General features: G+C 49.9%; 15 protein-coding genes. 11 read left to right on the top strand and 4 right to left on the bottom strand.

Features of this window, described 5'->3' with window-relative positions; translation table 11 throughout:
- Nucleotides 1–167 precede the first annotated feature (167 nt).
- Both AC0KH7_RS00970 and hisI read left to right on the top strand, forming a co-directional pair.
- The gene (locus tag AC0KH7_RS00970) at nt 168–1,247 is read left to right on the top strand and encodes a 3'-5' exonuclease (RefSeq protein WP_472369893.1); all 1,080 of its coding nucleotides are present in this window, start codon (nt 168–170) and stop codon (nt 1,245–1,247) included.
- 12 nt (nt 1,248–1,259) lie between these two features.
- On the top strand, nt 1,260–1,733 hold the full coding sequence (gene hisI / locus AC0KH7_RS00965; protein ID WP_472369891.1) for a phosphoribosyl-AMP cyclohydrolase: 474 nt from the start codon (nt 1,260–1,262) through the stop codon (nt 1,731–1,733).
- Nucleotides 1,734–1,799: 66 nt separating this feature from the next.
- Here the strand turns inward: hisI and truD are convergent, their stop codons facing one another.
- The 4 genes from truD to AC0KH7_RS00945 form a co-directional block, all read right to left on the bottom strand.
- On the bottom strand, nt 1,800–2,867 hold the full coding sequence (gene truD, locus AC0KH7_RS00960; protein WP_472369889.1) for a tRNA pseudouridine(13) synthase TruD: 1,068 nt from the start codon (nt 2,865–2,867) through the stop codon (nt 1,800–1,802).
- A 71-nt stretch (nt 2,868–2,938) separates the two neighbouring features.
- Nucleotides 2,939–3,397: a hypothetical protein gene (locus AC0KH7_RS00955; protein ID WP_472369887.1), complete on the bottom strand. Its 459-nt coding sequence runs from the start codon at nt 3,395–3,397 to the stop codon at nt 2,939–2,941.
- A 95-nt stretch (nt 3,398–3,492) separates the two neighbouring features.
- Nucleotides 3,493–4,413, bottom strand: coding sequence for a Tim44 domain-containing protein (locus AC0KH7_RS00950; protein ID WP_472369885.1), 921 nt, complete (start codon nt 4,411–4,413; stop codon nt 3,493–3,495).
- 107 nt (nt 4,414–4,520) lie between these two features.
- On the bottom strand, nt 4,521–5,102 hold the full coding sequence (locus AC0KH7_RS00945) for a class I SAM-dependent methyltransferase (protein ID WP_472369883.1): 582 nt from the start codon (nt 5,100–5,102) through the stop codon (nt 4,521–4,523).
- Between the two features lie 166 nt (nt 5,103–5,268).
- Between AC0KH7_RS00945 and rep the strand changes: the two genes are divergently transcribed.
- The 9 genes from rep to AC0KH7_RS00900 all read left to right on the top strand — a co-directional run bounded on the left by rep (nt 5,269) and on the right by AC0KH7_RS00900 (nt 17,983).
- Nucleotides 5,269–7,302, top strand: coding sequence for a DNA helicase Rep (gene rep / locus AC0KH7_RS00940; RefSeq protein WP_472369882.1), 2,034 nt, complete (start codon nt 5,269–5,271; stop codon nt 7,300–7,302).
- A gap of 13 nt (nt 7,303–7,315) precedes the next feature.
- Complete coding sequence (locus AC0KH7_RS00935) at nt 7,316–8,503, top strand: iron-containing alcohol dehydrogenase (RefSeq protein ID WP_472369880.1); 1,188 nt, start codon at nt 7,316–7,318, stop codon at nt 8,501–8,503.
- Between the two features lie 128 nt (nt 8,504–8,631).
- Entirely contained in the window at nt 8,632–9,579 is a 948-nt protein-coding gene (locus AC0KH7_RS00930) for an OmpA family protein (protein WP_472369878.1), read from the top strand.
- A 73-nt stretch (nt 9,580–9,652) separates the two neighbouring features.
- Complete coding sequence (locus tag AC0KH7_RS00925; protein WP_472369876.1) at nt 9,653–10,258, top strand: transglutaminase-like cysteine peptidase; 606 nt, start codon at nt 9,653–9,655, stop codon at nt 10,256–10,258.
- A gap of 64 nt (nt 10,259–10,322) precedes the next feature.
- A complete protein-coding gene (locus tag AC0KH7_RS00920; protein WP_472369874.1) occupies nt 10,323–12,260 on the top strand; it encodes a bifunctional diguanylate cyclase/phosphodiesterase in 1,938 nt (645 codons plus the stop codon).
- A gap of 105 nt (nt 12,261–12,365) precedes the next feature.
- Nucleotides 12,366–14,585, top strand: coding sequence for a type I secretion system permease/ATPase (locus tag AC0KH7_RS00915; RefSeq protein WP_472369872.1), 2,220 nt, complete (start codon nt 12,366–12,368; stop codon nt 14,583–14,585).
- 3 nt (nt 14,586–14,588) lie between these two features.
- Nucleotides 14,589–15,950, top strand: a complete 1,362-nt coding sequence (locus AC0KH7_RS00910) for an HlyD family type I secretion periplasmic adaptor subunit (RefSeq protein WP_472369870.1) — start codon at nt 14,589–14,591, stop codon at nt 15,948–15,950.
- A 48-nt stretch (nt 15,951–15,998) separates the two neighbouring features.
- The gene (locus tag AC0KH7_RS00905; protein WP_472369868.1) at nt 15,999–16,607 is read left to right on the top strand and encodes a response regulator transcription factor; all 609 of its coding nucleotides are present in this window, start codon (nt 15,999–16,001) and stop codon (nt 16,605–16,607) included.
- Between the two features lie 32 nt (nt 16,608–16,639).
- A complete protein-coding gene (locus tag AC0KH7_RS00900; protein WP_472369866.1) occupies nt 16,640–17,983 on the top strand; it encodes a TolC family outer membrane protein in 1,344 nt (447 codons plus the stop codon).
- The last annotated feature ends 22 nt before the right edge of the window (nt 17,984–18,005 follow it).

The raw sequence follows: 18,005 nt of genomic DNA, 5'->3' as shown, positions 1-18,005 counted from the left end.
CTTTCATCAAAATCACCAAAAAGTTTCAAATCGCACCAAAAAAACATGAATTTACGTCACACTTTGTTTTCAAGCAAAATCCGGTAAAGCCAACCACTTTTCATCCACCCCGAGCCACAACCTGATAAAATGACGGTCATTTTTTAAAAAACGCCTACTTTCACATTATGAGCAACGCCCAACTGATCTTCATCGATAAACGCAATCAGCCGATTAAAGAATACATTGTCGCCGTCGCGGCTTCCGACGGACTCGACATCAAAGGCATTCAAGTCATCGCCTCTCCTGCTAAAGGAGAAAAAGCCCTGATCAGCGCGACTTTGCGCATTCCGCCTTTGGAAGATCACCAATTCGACACCGCCAAAATCGTCGACGTCATTCTTGACCAAATGGTGGTGGGCAATGAGACCTTCACCGTCAAACAGCTGATTGAAAAAGCCAGCGACGATGAAGAAGTGCGCAAGGCGTTGAGCAAATCGGTCAAGAAACTGCGCACCAAATTGACGGATCTCATTAATGAATTCACCCGCTCCGAAGTCATTAACCTGATTCAAGAACGTCGTAACGATGCCTTGTTCAAGCTAAAAGAACACGATCAAGCCATCAAAGGCCGCAAGGTAGTGTGCATCGACATCGAAGCCACCGACATTTGCACCAAAGACAACGCCGACATCATTCAGGTGTCCATCTGTGATTTGGACGGCAACGAAGTGATGAACCAACTGATTAACCCGGGTTACGACATTCCGGAAAACGATAAGCACAACATCTGTACCGAAATGGTTCAGGACGCGCCTTATCTGACCGAAGCCTGGGAACAGATTCATACCGCCCTGGCGGAAGCCGACACGGTTCTGGCTTACAGCACCGAATCCGACTTTGCGTATCTGCAAAAAAGCGCGGAAAAGAAAATGCTGACATTTGAGCTGGACTACAACGATTGGCTGGACGTCGCGGAATTGTCCAAAGATTTGGTCGGCGCCCTGCGTTGGCAGTCGGAAAAAATGTACTGGTTCTACAAAACCCCGAAACTGACCGACGCTTATGAAAAAATCATGGGGAAACCCTTTCCGGGTGACGCGCACGATGCCTTGGCCGACGCCCAAGCCACCGCCGAACTTTTCCAGGCCATGCTGTTGCGGGGTCGTAAATCACAAGTAAAAGTGAAAAAACCGGAACCGGTCAAAGAAGAAATTTCCAACAACCCGTTCGCCCAGGCCTTTGCCGCGGCGAAACGTAAGCGCTAATAAGGACTCGTCATGGACTCCACCAAAGCACCGAACACAACCCCCAGTAATGCGCCCACTTTTAAGCAATTAGAGAACGCACACCAAGGCGATACGTTCGACTGGGAGGCCGTTAAAAACCAAGTCAAATACAATGAAGACGGCTTGATTCCGGCCATTGCCCAACAGTTCGACAGCAAAGACGTGTTGATGATGGCGTGGATGAACGAAGCGTCCTTGCAGGAAACCTTAAAAACCGGTCGTGTCTGTTATTGGTCGCGTTCACGTCAGGCTTACTGGCGCAAAGGCGAAGAGTCCGGCCAGATTCAGACCTTGAAAGAACTGCGTTTCGATTGTGACGGCGATGCCATTTTACTGTTGGTCGATCAAACCGGACCGGCATGCCACACCGGTCGCAAAAGCTGTTTTTACGTCGAGGTACACGACGATAAAGCGGAAATACTCACCAATCCGCTCATCGACCCAAACGACTTATACAAAAAATAAGCCCGCACTCATTCAGCCGCCATTCAGTGATTTTCACCAGGCCTGGTGAAATCGTTTATGAGTCTTTTATTCCGACGATTTTGCCAGCTGGACCAGTTCCCGAACCACTATGGTGGCGTAACTGCCGGCCGGCAAATCGAACGACACCGCCAGCGTTTCCGCCTCCGGCCATTGCCAAGTCAATTCTTTGGGCCACACCCGCAAAGCACGGCGCTCTTGCTTCAACCCCAGTTTTTCCAAACCGGCCTGCCAAATCGGATGTTGCGAAATCACCGTTTGTTCCAGCTGAAAGGCTTCACTTTGCGTCGGCAAAACACCTCGCCCGGTCAAAGCCCCGGTGGGGTGCAAATCTAACTGCTCAACGCGCCCTGCCAAGGCCGGATCGCCATCATCGGCAAACCATTTTTGCGACCCTTGTAACTGAAACACGTCGCCCGGCATGGCTTGATTCCAGGATTGTTGCTCAATTCGTTGGCTAAGAATTTCATTGAAGATCCAAGAGCGCGCCGCCGAGATGTAAAGGCTTTTTTGATGACGCTTCGGAGCTTTCAATTGCCCTTGAAACAATTGCGTCGCTTTTGGCAGGTTCTGAAACCCATTGCCAAAGCGTTGTTCACCAAAATAATTCGGCACGCCCTGCTCACGAATGCGTTGCAAACGTGCCTCCAACGCCGCTTTATCGCCCGCCACCTGTCGCAGTGTCAGCGTAAAACGATTACCCGACAGGCCGCCGGTTTGCAGTTTACGGTGATGGCGCTGCTGTTTCAAAATGCGCACGCCGGGAACCGACAAGGCGTCAAGCGCCGGGTCGGCTTGCCCCGGCAGATGCAAACTCATCCATTGATAGGTCACGGCTTGGCGGTCTTTCTTCCCGGCCACACCGATGTTTTTCGGCGCAATACCGGCCCATTTCGCCAACTGCTTCGCCACCCAATCCGTGTTCTGACCGGTTTTTTCCACCCACACCCAGAGATGCTCGCCTTCGCCACTCAAAGTATAAGCCAGTTGTTCTTCCACCACGAAATCGGCCGGGTCGGCTTTCAAAAAAGCCGTCGCCTCCGGTTGGCCATAGGCATAAGCCAGTGCAGACAGGTCGGAAGGGTAAAACTCGGCAGGGTCAGTTGAATTGGGCATTGGGTTCTCTCAAAAACAAAAAACCGCCAGGCCTGGCGGTTTTACAAGCTAGGCTTCCAAACGGGAGGCCATTAAATATTTCGGAATAATTTTTCTTCAATCGGCAACTCGTTACCGGTCGGTTTTTCATCATAAATCTGGATTAACACCTGATTCACATTGCCCGGCACCATGAATTCTTTAATCATCTCACGCACGCCCGGCGGCGAATCCTTTCCGACGTAATTATAGAGGTTGCGCAATTGGCACTTATTATCCGGATCGGACGCCAAAGGGCGCAACATACTGCCACCCTCAATTTTGAACCCCTGATTGGAAATCAGCACCGCATGGTGATAATAATCGGCGCGTAACGGTTCGGTAAAACAAATCTGCAACATGCGGTCGAAGTTGCCTGAACCGCGATCCAGATTATCGACGATCTTCACCGAAGTCAGTTCCACCGGCGGCTTGGAGCAAGCGCTCAATAGCAGCACCAATAACCCGATTACCACCAGGCCTGGGCGTTTTACAAGATTCCATCCCGACACCTTATTTTCCTCCTCAATAAGATTCCGTGCCACTATACTCAATGGCGCCATTTTTGGCAAACCCATTAATTTTTCAAGGGGTTACGCTACGGCATTTAAAGATCGTTCTGTTGAATCCCAGCGATTTGCCAAGGCCCACGCCCTTCCGCCAGACGGCGAATGTGCCAGATTTCATTGAAGGCATGGGCAAAGCCGTCGGCCTCTTCTTTGATAAAGCCGCTGAAGCGTACGCTGACGATGAAGTAATCGCCATCAATCGCCAAATCGGCGATATCGGCATTCAACTCATCCACTTCGGTATGGTTTGTGCCCACTTGCAACTGCGCCATTTCCACCTTCAGGGCGTTATAGAGTTCCGGCGTGCAGTAATCCTGCAATTCTTTGGCGTCCAAGGCATCCCAAGCCTTTTGCACTGCAACGAAATGCGACCGGGCGTCTTCGATAAAACGCGCTTCGTCGAACCAGTCCGGCTTCACCTGCACCGGCTCGGCATCATCCGACAGCCCGGAACCGATGATGCTTTCACCGGTTTGATGGGTGTGCGACGAATAATCCATAGTGGCGGCTTCACGGGTTTGGTAGGGCGACGAAGTTGCGTCATAAGACGACGGTTCTTGTCCGCGGTGACCGGAATAAGCGGTTTGATGCGCGCCGGCACGGCGGCGAAACAGGCTAAACAAAATAAAGGCCAGGAACGCAATCAGCAAAATATCCAATAACTGAATCCCCTCGAAGCCGTCACCGAACAACATGGCCGCTAACAAGCCACCCGCTGCAATGCCGGCCAACGGCCCTAAAAAGCGCGAAGCGCCGGACGTTTTCGCCCCCGCAGCCGTCGTCGTATTGGCCGCCGAGGGGTTAGACGCCGGTTTGGACGTGGAATTGTATTGCTTCGGCGCCACTTTCTTGGAATACCCAAAACTGCTACCACCACCGAAGCGCTTAGCTTCCGCGGTCTGCATGGTGGCAAAAAAGGTAAAGGTCATCATCGACAACCAAAGAGTAATTTTTTTCATGGTAAAACCTATTTTCGTTAAGTCTGCTGTTGATTGTATCGGTAATGCATTAAAAATAAAGCCATCAAACCAAGGGATATTAGCAGAGCGCCGGTGGTATTAATGAATTAGGACGATTTCACGCAACGCGAAATGGTGTAATCCTTACCTTGCTTGACCTTGTCGTAATTGCCGAACACCTCCATGAAATTGCGCTTCATGTATTGTCGCAAGCCGTTGATGGTCACCACCACAAATTGGCCGCCCGGCGCCAGTTGCCGATGCACGTCGTGCAACAGAATGCTGAGCATTTCCTTACCGACTTTAGCCGGAATATTCGACACCACCGTGGTGAACTGCAAGTCCTTCGGCACGGCGCTCAAGCCGTTCGACAAATAAGCCTTGGCGTGCGTTAAACCATTACGCTTCGCGTTTTGATTCGCGTAGTCCACGGCGACAAAATCCTTGTCCACCATATGCACCTCACCGCTGGCATTAGCGGCAATGGCCAATCCAATCGGGCCGTAACCGCAACCGATGTCCAACGCGGTTTCCTGCGGTTGCAAATCGAGGTGCTTTAAAAGCAACAAGGTCCCGGCATCAATTTCCCGCGGGCTGAAAATGCCCCAAGTGGTGTGAAACGTCAGGGGCTTGCCTTTCAATTCCGTTTCAAAAACAATGTCTTGCTTGAGCTGTTCGATGCTACTCATTCCGGTTATCCATCTTTGTCCCGATTTCAGCGCTCGCCACGGCGATGACTTTCGGAAACGCTTTGCATAAAATTATCCGCGCCGAGCGCATTTCTCACCCGAGCACGCGGCGGCATTCTGGTATCATATTGTATCTTTTTTACGGCACGAGAATCGATTTTCCCCGATGTTTGGATTGAACGACAGACAATTAAAAGGCGTCATGCACGTGGAGACTCCAGCGTTGGTTTTGGCTGGGGCCGGTTCCGGCAAAACACGCGTCATCACCGAGAAAATCGCGCACTTGATTCGCAAGCACGATGTTCAGCCACACCACATCTACGCGCTCACCTTTACCAACAAGGCGGCCAAAGAGATGAAGGAGCGGGTCAGCAAACTGTTGAAAAACGACCCGAGCAAAGGCTTGAACGTATCGACCTTCCATAACCTCGGCTTAAACATCATTCGCCAGGAATACAAAGCGCTGGGGTACAAATCGAATTTTTCGATCATGGACGCCACCGACACCAAGCAAATTCTCAAAGAGCTGATGAAAAAACAACAGCTCACCGAGGAAGAACTGGATGGCGTGCAATGGGACATTTCCAATTGGAAAAACGCCCACATCAACCCGCAACAGGCACTGGAGTTGGCGGAAGACAACCTGCAACAAGCGCGCGCCATTCTCTACGACTATTACCAAAAGCAATTGCATGCCTATAACTCGGTGGATTTCGATGACTTGATCGGGCTGCCGGTACGGTTGTTCAATGACAACCCGCACATTCTCGACAAATGGCAAAACCGCGTACGTTACTTGCTGGTGGACGAGTATCAGGACACCAACGCCGCGCAATACGAACTGGTGAAACAGTTAGTTGGCGTGCGCGCCAAATTCACGGTGGTGGGCGACGACGACCAATCCATCTACGCTTGGCGCGGCGCCCAGCCGGAAAACCTGGTGTTATTGAAAGAAGACTTTCCCAGTCTGGAAGTCATCAAACTGGAACAAAATTACCGCTCCAGCAACCGCATTCTGCAAGCCGCCAACGCCTTGATTGCCAATAACCCGCACGTGTTCGAAAAATCGCTGTGGTCGGAAATGGGCATGGGTGACATGCTGCGCGTGCTGGCCTGCAACGATGAAAACCATGAAGCGGAAAGGGTTATTTCCGAAATCATCGTGCACAAATTCAAGCACAAAACCCAATTCAAGGATTACGCCATCCTTTATCGCGGCAATTTCCAATCACGCCTGTTTGAACGCGCCCTGCGGGAACAGAACATTCCCTATAAACTCTCCGGCGGACAATCCTTTTTCGACAAGGCGGAAATCAAGGATGTCATGAGTTACCTGAAACTCATCGTCAATCCGGATGACGATGCCGCCTTCCTGCGCATCGTCAATACGCCACGCCGTGAAATCGGCGCTTCCACCTTGGAAAAGCTCGCCGGTTACGCCACCAAGCGCGACGTCAGCCTATTTGACGCCACTCAGGAACTCGGGCTCAGCACCGTCTTGAGCGACAAAGCTTTGCAACGGGTGCAACATTTTGGCAATTTGCTATTGTCTTGGGCGCAGGAAGCCGATTCGTTGCAAGGCAAGGAAGTGACTTCTTTTGTGCGCCAATTGATCGAAAAACTGGAATACGACAACTGGCTGCACGAAACCAGCAATACGCCGCGCGCCGCCGAAAAGCGCATCGAAAACGTTCGCGACCTGCTGCTGTGGATTGAACGTATCATCGACAAGGCGCTGGAAGAAGACGGCGACGAACTCAAGCTGGAAAAAATCGTCGCCCACATGACCTTGATGGACATGATGGAGCGCAACGAGGAAGACACCGAACCCAATATGGTCACCTTAATGACCCTGCACGCTTCCAAGGGGCTGGAGTTTCCACACGTCTTTCTCATCGGCATGGAAGAAGAGTTGCTGCCCCACAAACAGAACCTGGAATCGCCCGGTTTGGAAGAAGAACGTCGCCTGGCCTACGTCGGCATCACCCGAGCGAAACGTAGCCTAACCATGACCTACGCCAAGAAGCGCAAAAAATACGGCGAACAAACCAAGTGCGAACCGAGCCGCTTTCTGGAAGAACTACCACCGGAACTGTTACAGTGGGAAGGCAAGCCCGGTGTGGAATTATCGCCCGAAGAGCAGAAAATCACCGGCAACGCCCATTTGGACAACCTTAAAGCCATGCTAAACCCCGGATAAACAGGACAACACCATGATCGCCGACTTTCAAATCGCCAACCTACCGAAAATTCGTTTTGGCTGGAGCCTGCGCGACCAATTCGCCGCCGCCATCGCCGAACAGGGCTTCCAATCAGTGGTGTTGATCTCCGGGCGATTTTTGGCCAGGCCTGGCGAATATGCGGATGACCTGATTCAACAATTGCAGGCCGAAAACATCCGCGTATCGGCCTTCACCGTCTCCGGCGAACCCTCTCCGGAGCTGGTGGACGAAATCGTCCAGGCCTGCCCGAGCAACGCGCAAGCGGTATTGGGAGTGGGCGGCGGCAGCGTGCTCGACGCCGCCAAGGCAGTGGCTGGACTCATTCCCAGCCGCACTTCGGTGATAGATTATCTGGAAGGCGTGGGTAAAGGCCTGGCTTTGGAAGGCGATACCTTACCGTTCATCGCCATGCCTACCACCGCTGGCACCGGCAGCGAAACCACCAAAAATGCGGTTTTGTCACGACTGGGCGAATTCAAAAAATCCTTTCGCAGTGAAAAACTACTCGCCCAAGACGTTTGGCTGGATCCAAGCTTTTTGGAAACCTGCCCAAAAAACGTCCTCTACACCACCGGGCTGGACGCTTTCACGCAGCTACTGGAATCCTACACCACGCTGAAAGCCAATCCCATTACCGATGCATTGGCCTGGCAGGGCATGACCTTATTCAAAGGTGCTTTCGAAGCCCTCGAAAAAGGTTCCGAAGCCGAACGCCAAACTGCTTACGGAAACCTGATGTTGGCCGCCAGCTTGTCCGGCCTCACCTTGGCAAATGCCGGACTCGGTGCCGTGCACGGCCTGGCCGGACCGACCGGCGCTTTCTTCGAAGCACCGCACGGCGCCGTCTGCGCCCTGTTACTCGCCCCCATCACCCGAGCCAATATCGATGCCTTGCAGCAATCAAACGAACCGCATGCCAAACCAACACTGGCCAAATATGCCGACATTGCTATCTTGTTCGGCTCCAAAGCACCCCATCAAGCCGAACAATTACAAGATTTAGTCGACCACTTACAACAACTGGCAGGCACCTATATTCCAAACGGCTTGAGCCACTATGGCCTGAACACGGCCAACCTTGGGCCTATTTTAGATAATTGCCGTTCGGGCAGCATGCTGGGCAACCCGTTAACGTTATCGGACAGCGCTCTAAATGCGGCCTTAAATGCCGCCCTTTAACCCAAAATTGACTTGTAACAACCTAAGCTTTTTTGAATTTCTTTTACCCTTTTTTTTACGCAGGCTTTAAGATAGAATCCTGAAAAATACGAAAAAATAAAAAATTTATTAAAAGGTTGCACAACACCATGAAACTCCACATTTCCACCGCGTTCTATCTAGCGTTGACCTCGACACTCTGGGCCTCTCATGTTCATGCAAAAGAGACAACTCAATCCGACGAACCGCCACATGCCATCACCACAATCCAACAGGATGAAGACGCTTCCAAACAAGTTAAAACTTATTACAAAGACCTGGATCAAGACGGTGTGCCGGACCAACTCGACCAATGCCCGAATACCGAATTCGGTTATAAGGTCAATGAACTGGGATGCGAACTCGATTCCGACGGTGACGGCATTTATGACCGCACGGACCAATGTCCAAATACACCGAAAGGCGTTAAGGTCAACTTCCTTGGTTGTGAGGGGGATGCCGATAAAGATAAAGTGCTGGACAGCCAAGACCAATGCCCGGGAACCCCTTTGGGCACGAAAGTTGACAAGGTCGGCTGCAAGCTGAACAACGATGCCGACGGTGACGGCGTCATTGACCAGGAGGATCAGTGCCCGAATTCACCACCCGGCGGCATCGTCAACAAATACGGCTGTAAACCGGAAACACTGGTAGTCACTAACATCGTGTTCAACACCGGCTCTTATGAAATCCGTGCCGACCAGAAACCGATTCTCGACAAGGACATCAGCCGTTTGCGCGCGCTGGACAGCAATGAAATCGTTTTGATTACCGGTTACACCGACAGCCAGGGCAGCGCGGCCAGCAACATCAAATTATCCTGGAACCGAGCCAACTCGACCAAACACTATTTGGTGAAGAGCTTTAATTACCCGGAAAATGTGATTCTCATTGACGGCCAAGGCGAGGCCAGTCCTGTGGCCTCCAATGCCACCGCGGCCGGTCGTCAGAAAAACCGTCGCATCGAGTTCAAGATTATGGATAAGCGCTTAATTCCAAGCGGTGCCAAGCTTGAACTTCCGGAAAAAATGAAGCACTATAACCGCTATCAACAATAGCTTCCGTTTTCCGGACGATAGGATTGCAATGCTGCCCAGATTTAAGCTGATAATACCCATTGTATTTGGCATTATGAGCTTGTCTTGGGCGGCGCCCTCCACATCCCCAACCGTTATCACCCCGGCGGAAATCGAAAAAGCCAAAGAAAAATACGGACTCTTGGCTGCACGCCGCTTAGAGGCCTGGCAAAAACTGGTGGAACACAACATCAACAAGCCTGAACGCCTCAAATTGCAACGTGTAAACGATTTTTTCAACGGGGCCACCTTCACCACCGATAAAAAACATTGGAAACAAGACGACTACTGGGCCACGCCCACCGAGTTTCTGGGAACCGATGCCGGTGACTGTGAAGATTTTGTCATCGCCAAGTATTTCACCCTTCGAGCCATGGGCGTTCCCGAAGAAAAGCTCTACCTGACTTACGTCAAAGCCATTCGCTTAAAGCAGGCTCACATGGTGTTGACTTATTTCAAAACTCCGAAATCGGAACCCTTAGTGCTCGATAACATCAATGACCGCATCATGAAAGCCAGCCAACGTCGGGATTTGATTCCGATTTACAGCTTCAACGGTGATGGCCTTTGGTTATCAAAACAGCGTGGTAAAGGGAAAGCCGTGGATGGCGGAACCGACAAATTGAAAAACTGGAATTCTCTATTGGAAAAGATGCGATGACTCGATTACTCCCATCTTACAAAAACGAATCGAATGCAAATGGCCTTCAAAAAAGGAAAGACTCATGAGCTTAAGTAAACAGATGATTATTTTTATAGCCTCCATGTTGGTGATTGTCTTGCTGGGCACCTTTTTACTCAACTTGAACAATACCCGTTCCTTTTTGGAAGCCCAGCTGCAATCGCACGCACAAGATACCGCGACGTCACTCGGTTTATCCCTCAGCTCCGTCGCCGACCCCGAAGACCCATCCAGCATGGAAACCATGATCAACGCCGTGTTTGACCGTGGGTATTACTCCCACATCACCCTAATTGATGTTGACGACCAACTCATTTACGAACGCGCTAACCCACAAAAAATTGAAGGCATTCCCAACTGGTTCATTCAGTTAATTTCCATCAAAGCGCCCGATGCCACCGCTCTGATTCAATCGGGCTGGATTCCGGTGGGCACACTCACGGTACAAAGCCACCCAGGTTACGCTTACATTGAGCTATGGAAAACCGCCATCAACCTGCTGATTTGGTTTTCGCTGGCTGCGCTGATTGCCATCGGCCTGGCCATTTATGCCCTGAAAGTCATGCTAAAACCCCTGAAAAAAATGGAAACACAGGCCGAAGCCATTGTCCGCAAAGAATATTTATTACAGGACACCTTACCGTCCACCATCGAATTCAAACGGGTCGTATCCGCCATGAACGCGATGGTTCATAAGATGAAAGACGTCTTCGAACGTGACGCCCAAAATGCAGAAAAACTGCAAAAAATGGCCTACCAGGATAGCGTCACCGGCCTGAGTAACCGCTTGCACTTTGAAATGAACGTGGATGCGTTACTGGACGACCAAACTGAAGCCACAGCCGGCGCTATTTTCCTGATCCGCATTGAAGGCTTAAAAGAACTGAATGACCGCTTCGGCTACATGATCGGCGACAAACTGGTCAAAATGCTGGCCGATAAAATGCGTTCGGAACTGCACAGCAAAGATGCTCTATACGCCCGTTTGAACGGTACAGAATTGATTGCGGTCCTACCTTCGTTATCCGGTAAAAGCGTCAAAGCCCCGGCGGAGGCGGTGCAAGCCAGCTTGCCGAATATTTTGGCCGAGCTGAAAGCGGACGAAGCACCCGTCACACTGCTGGCGGCACTGACGGATTATCAACCGGGGGACCGCCGCGGCCAACTCCTGTCCACCTTGGATTTCGTTATTGCGGAACATTGTGGCAAAGAAACCGGTGTTTGCTTCCATGACCAGACCGATAAAAACACCCACAAACACGATGTGGCTTGGCAAGAAATTTTAACGTCAGCGATTGATGAACAGCGTTTCGTGCTCTTCCAACAATCGGCTTATGATGTGAACCGCCAAGTGCACGATCAGGAATTACTGATTCGTCTGAAAGACACCAACGACCACATCCATTCAGCCGGTTATTTTATGCCCGCTGTCGCGGAATTAAACCTCATGGAAAGCATTGACCGCCTGGTCATCGAATTGGCCCTGCAGCATTTACAAAAAAGCACTCAGGCCACCCAAAACTGTTTGGCCATCAATTTAACCGAGTCGGTGATCGAAAACGATCACTTCCAGCAATGGCTTTTAACGGTTTTGAAAGGCGTGCGCCCGAACACCCTATCGTTTGAGATGCCCGAAAACATGATCAGTCACAATAAAGCCCAGACCTGGCCTCTGATTGAGAAACTGAAAGCGCTGTCTTTCTCGTTCGGGATCGACCATTTCGGCAGCCACTTCACCAACATGAATTATTTGCAGGAATTGAGACCCAATTACATCAAACTGGATGCCGCTTTCACGAAAGCCATCGAACGGGACGAACAAACCCGAAACTATGTGTCCAGTCTGTATGAAATGTGCCACAGCCTGGATATCCAGATCATTGCCATGTCGGTGGAAAACGAAGCCCAAATTGCCGCATTCCATGAATTGGGAATCCAACATTTCCAAGGCTACTACTATGGCGCACCAAAACCTTTATAATCAACGATTTTGATGGCAAATTAAGTAAAAAAGCTATACTCTATTCAAATAAAATAAGTTATCTATAATCCGAACGATACCCAGGCACAGGAACTCGAAAATAACGTGGTCGAAAAAACCTCACAACCAACAACGGACATACCGGCAAATGACGAAGGTCTGGCACCCGAAGAGCGCCAGACATCGCAGACGGCCAACGGTACGGATTTTAAAGATCCGTTGCTGGACTGCTTGGTGCTTTACACCAAGCTGAACCGCCGACCGTTTTCCAAAGATGCCCTGCTATCCGGATTGCCGATTGCTGACAAGGAACGCCTGACACCGGAACTATTTATCCGCGCTGCGGAACGCGCGAACATTGTGGCCAGCTTCAAACAGCGCGCGCTGGCGGATATTCCGAACCTGGTGCTTCCGTGTATTCTGACACTGAAAAACGACCAGGCCTGCCTGCTGGAAAAGATTGACTACGAAACCGGTCAGGCGACCATTATTCTGTCGGAATCTCCGGACGGTCGCCGGCACGTCGATATGGACAAGCTTAACGAAGATTACTTGGGCTACGCAGTCTATTTCACCGAAAAATTTCAGCAGGCCTCCAAAAAAGAAAACTTGGTTCATGCCAACAAAGGCCACTGGTTCTGGCATACCTTCTGGGAAAACAAAGGCATCTATCGCGACGTCCTGATTGCCTCCGTCATTATCAATCTGTTCGTGCTGGCCAATCCATTATTCGTCATGAACGTATACGACCGTATTGTGCCCAATAACGCCGTGGAATCTCTATGGGTGCTGGCCATCGGAATCAGCGTCGTCTATATGTTCGATATTTTGCTGAAATTCCTACGGTCGTACTTTCTGGAAATGGCCGGCAAGAAAAGCGATGTCATCATGTCATCCAAGCTGTTCGAACAAACGCTGGGCTTAACCATGGCCAACCGGCAAGGCTCGATCGGTGCCTTCGCAAACAACCTGAAAGAATTCGACAGCATTCGAAATTTTTTCACCTCCGGCACCATCGCCTCCCTGGTAGATTTGCCTTTTGTCATCATCTTCTTACTGGTGATTTTCTACATCGCAGGCGCAATCGTACTGGTCCCGATCATCATCATTGCCTTTATCCTGCTCTACAGCCTGTTAATGAAAGGTCCGATTCGCAAAAGCGTCGAAGCCACTTATGAAGCCTCCGCTCAAAAAAACGCTGTCCTCATCGAAACGCTGACGGCCATCGAAACCATTAAATCCTTAGGGGTTGAAGCCCATTCCCAGTGGAAATGGGAGCAAGCCGTTGGGGAAATTGCTCGCGCTAGCCTGAAATCCAAGATGTTGCAAAGTTCCATCGGACGCATGACCGGGTTCATGCAGCAAATGAGTACCGTCCTGGTGATTCTAGCCGGCGTATACCTCATCAAAGATGGCGACATGACCATGGGCGGGTTGATTGCGGCGGTCATGCTCAGCCAACGCGCGATTGGCCCGATGGGACAATTCGCCAATTTAACGTCCTCTTATCATCAAACCAAAACGGCGTTGGATTCGCTCAATGAGTTGATGAAAAAAGAAGTCGAACGTCCATTAGACAAACGTTTTATTCAGCACCCTGTGTTTGACGGCAGCATAGAATTCGTCGATGTCACCTTTACCTATCCCGGCGAAAGCAAACAAGCGCTGACCAACGTTTCGTTTAAAATCGAACCGGGTGAAAAAGTCGGCATCATCGGTCGCATCGGTTCCGGTAAATCGACCATTGAAAAACTGATTTTAGGTTTTTACCACCCGGATTCCGGTTCCATACTGATTGACGGCATCGACATCACCCAACTCGATCCGGCCGAATTGCGCCGCAACATCAACTATGTGCCACAGGACGTAACATTGTTCAGCGGGGATGTCCGTGAAAACATTGCTTACCGTGCGCCTTACGTGGAAGACGACAAAATCCTGAAAGCGGCACGTCTGGCGGGCGTCGATGATTTCATCAAAACCCACCCTTCCGGCTACAGTTTAAAAATCAACGAAGGCGGCAGCTCCTTATCCGGCGGTCAGCGCCAAAGCATCGGCGTCGCTCGCGCTTTATTGCTGAACAGCCCGATTTACCTATTTGACGAACCGACCAACGCCATGGATGCCAAAACGGAACAAGCGATGATTGACCGGTTGAAAAAAGGCACCATTAAAAACACCAGTATCGTTGTGACCCATAAAATGAGCCTATTGCAACTGGTGGATCGCTTGATCGTAATGGATAATGGCAAAATCATCGCCGACGGTTCGAAGGCGAGCGTACTGGAAGCCCTCAAAACCGGGCGTATCAACAAACAAAGTTAACCCATGACAGAAAAGCAACGTAACCATTCACACAATCATCCACCGCAGGTATCCGATGCGGATTTGGCTTATATGTCGAGCTTAAGTCAGGCCGCCCTGGAAAAGCCGACCATCAAGTCGCAGTTGATTGTCTGGGTCATGTTCCTAGTCATTATCTGGCTGATTATCTGGGCCAATTACGCCGAACTGGACAAAATCGTCCGTGGCGAAGGTAAGGTGGTGCCATCGAGCAAAATTCAGGTCGTACAAAACCTGGAAGGCGGCATCGTCGAAAAGATTTTTGCACACTCCGGCGATAAGGTTAAAAAAGGACAAGTCCTTCTCAAACTCGACAATACCCAGTTTGCCAGTTCTTACGGTGAAACGGAGTCGCAATTATCCGATTTACAAGCGCAAGCGGCTCGTTTGTCCGCGCAGGCATTCGGAAAAGAGTTCAAACTGAACCCGCCATCGGATGACCCGGATGTCATGAGAATGTTTAAGCGTGAACAACAATTATACGAAAACCAGCTCAAACAACTGGAAACCACGAAGCATATCCTGGCCGAAAAAATTAAACAAAATCGTTCCGATTTGAAGGAAGCCTACAACCAGTTTACACAACTTTCCAAATCCTACGAGTTACTGAAGAAAGAAATTGAAATCATGCAACCGCTGGTAAAAGATGGCATTGCCTCAGAAGTGGACTTGCTTAAAACGCAACGTGAAGCGACGGATGCTTACTCGAAACTCCAAACCACGGAAAATTCAATCCCGCGACTCAAGTCGATTATTGAAGAATCCATCAACAAACGAAAAGAAGCCGAACAAAAGTTCCGCAACGACGCACAAAAAGAACTGAACAGCGTCATGGCCAAACTGGAGCAACTCGATAACTCGAAAGCCGCTTTGGAAGACCGCGTGCGCCGAACCAACATCACCTCGCCGGTCAACGGAACCATCAGCGAGCTTTTGGTCACCACCATCGGCGAAGTTGTGCAACCGGGAAGCGATATTGTCAAAATCGTACCGTTGGATGACTCCCTGGTTCTGGAAACCAAAATTCTGCCTTCTGATATCGGTTTCGTCTACCCTGGGTTGAAAGCGAAAGTGAAATTCACCGCCTATGACTTTGCCATTTATGGCGGGCTGGAAGGCGTGGTGGAAAAAATTTCCGCCGACACCATTCAGGATGAAGAAGGCAACAGTTTTTACATCGCTCGGATCAAAACCGACAGAAACTACTTAGGCACCGAACAGGACCCTTTGTCTTTATTGCCGGGCATGACGGCCACCGTGGATATTGTGGTGGGCAAACATACGATTTTGGAATACCTGATGAAGCCGATTATCAAGGCAAAAGACTTGGCGTTACGAGAATCTTAAAAAAGCCAACACATAAATATAAGAATGAATGAGGCCAGAGACACGCTCATGAAACAGTTGCTACTCTATGTACAAGATCCACATGCGTTAAAGAATTGGTCCCAGGCCACAGACCTGACCAAAAAAATTCTTTACACACTGGATATCAACCAAGAGGAATTTGAAACCAATTCAAACCTTTTGCTGATCCAGCTTACGGAGTCGGAAGAAGAACGACAAAAGATTGAAACCATGCTTAATCATGGCTTTCAAATCATCTTGTTTTCCAACATGCCGTCACCGAAAGAAGGGGTTCAATGGTTTCAAAAAGGTATCAAAGGCTACCTGAACACCTTTGCCCAGACTGAACGCATCAACCAAGCTATCGATACGGTTTTAGCGGGTAACATCTGGTTAGGACAAGGCGTGATGCAATCTTTGATTCAAGCCGTTTCCACCCAGAAAAATGCGCCCGACAACTCGTGGAAAGCGTTATTATCTGAACGGGAAATCGAAACCATGGAATCGGTTTTACTCGGTAAAACCAATCAGGAAATCGCCGAACTCATGCATATCAGCGAACGCACGGTCAAAGCGCATATGCACAGTATTCTTGAAAAACTAGAGGCCAAAGATCGCTTAAACTTAGTGATTAAAATTCAAAATTGGCCCAATTAAAAATGCACTTTAAACTTTAAAAATACAAAGAAATGACAATTATGATTCAGAAATACAAACACTCCATCCGGATATCCGCTCTCAGTGTGGTACTTATGAGCTTATCCCCACAAATTCAGGCCATTACCATCAAAGAGGCTATTGAAGACGCCATCATTCACAACCCGGACTTCCGCCAAGAAGTCAAAGGCTACCGAGCGATTGAAGCCGAAGTCAGGGGAGCCCAAAGCGGGTATTATCCAAAGCTTGATATTTACGCGGGATACGGCTATGAAGAAGTCGACAAACCGGGCCTGAACAACCAAGGCGACGGCCTCATGCGTCGCGAGGCACAGATTTTATTGACACAAAACCTGTTTGAAGGCTTTGGCACGCAAGATGAGGTGGCCCGTCAGAAATACCGCTTGGATGCACAAGCCTACAAGGCCATTGCCAAGGCCAACGACATCGCCTTGGAAATGGCGCAATCCTATGTCAATCTGCTCAAAGAGCAGGAATTGTTGCAGTTGGCGCAGAGCAATCTGGACACCCATTTGAAAATTTTCGACCAGATTAAAAAACGCGCCGAAGCGGGTATCGGCAACCAGGTTGAAGTCGACCAAGCACAGGCCCGTCTTGCCTTAGCACAATCCAATTATGGTGCCGCCGAAAATAATTACTATGATGCACGCGCTAAATTTCGACGCATTTTAGGCCGCCAACCGGATAACGACTTAATTAAACCTCAATTCCACGCCAAGATGCCGAAAAACATCGACGAAGCTACGAATACAGCCTTACTGGATCATCCAACGCTGAAATCGGCCAATGCCGATATTGGCGAAGCGCGCATGCAATATGAAGCGTCCGGGAAAAATTATTACCCGAAAATCGACTTGGAAGTGGGGCAACGGCTCGATCACAACATCGACGGCATTGAAGGGGAAAACAACAACCTTCAAGCCATGGTTGTCATGTCTTACAACCTCTATAACGGTGGTCGAGATGCCGCCACGCGTAAACAAACGTCCAGTCAGTATCACCAAGCCACGGAAATTCGCAATAACACACGCCGTCAGGTAATCGAGAATTTACGTTACGCTTGGAACGCCAACGAATACATCGGCGACCAATTGGAATACGTCAATCAGCACATCAAGCTGACGCATGAAACCCTGCTTGGCTATCGTAAGCAGTTCAGCCTAGGGCGCCGTTCCTTACTGGATTTGCTCAACACCGAGAACGAATACATCAGTGCGATGCGAACGCTGATCACCAACGAAGCGGATCAACTCAACGCTAAATACCGAATTCTGGCGGGAACAGGACATCTGCTCGATCAGTTGGGAATCAAATACAGCTTTATTGAAGCGGAAGAAAAACATACCGAAGAATAAAAAAAGCCCCTTTCGGGGCTTT

Origin of the sequence: Hydrogenovibrio sp. (genome assembly GCF_965140365.1) — a bacterium.
GTDB lineage: Bacteria > Pseudomonadota > Gammaproteobacteria > Thiomicrospirales > Thiomicrospiraceae > Hydrogenovibrio.
This window is presented reverse-complemented; position numbering and strand designations above follow the sequence as displayed.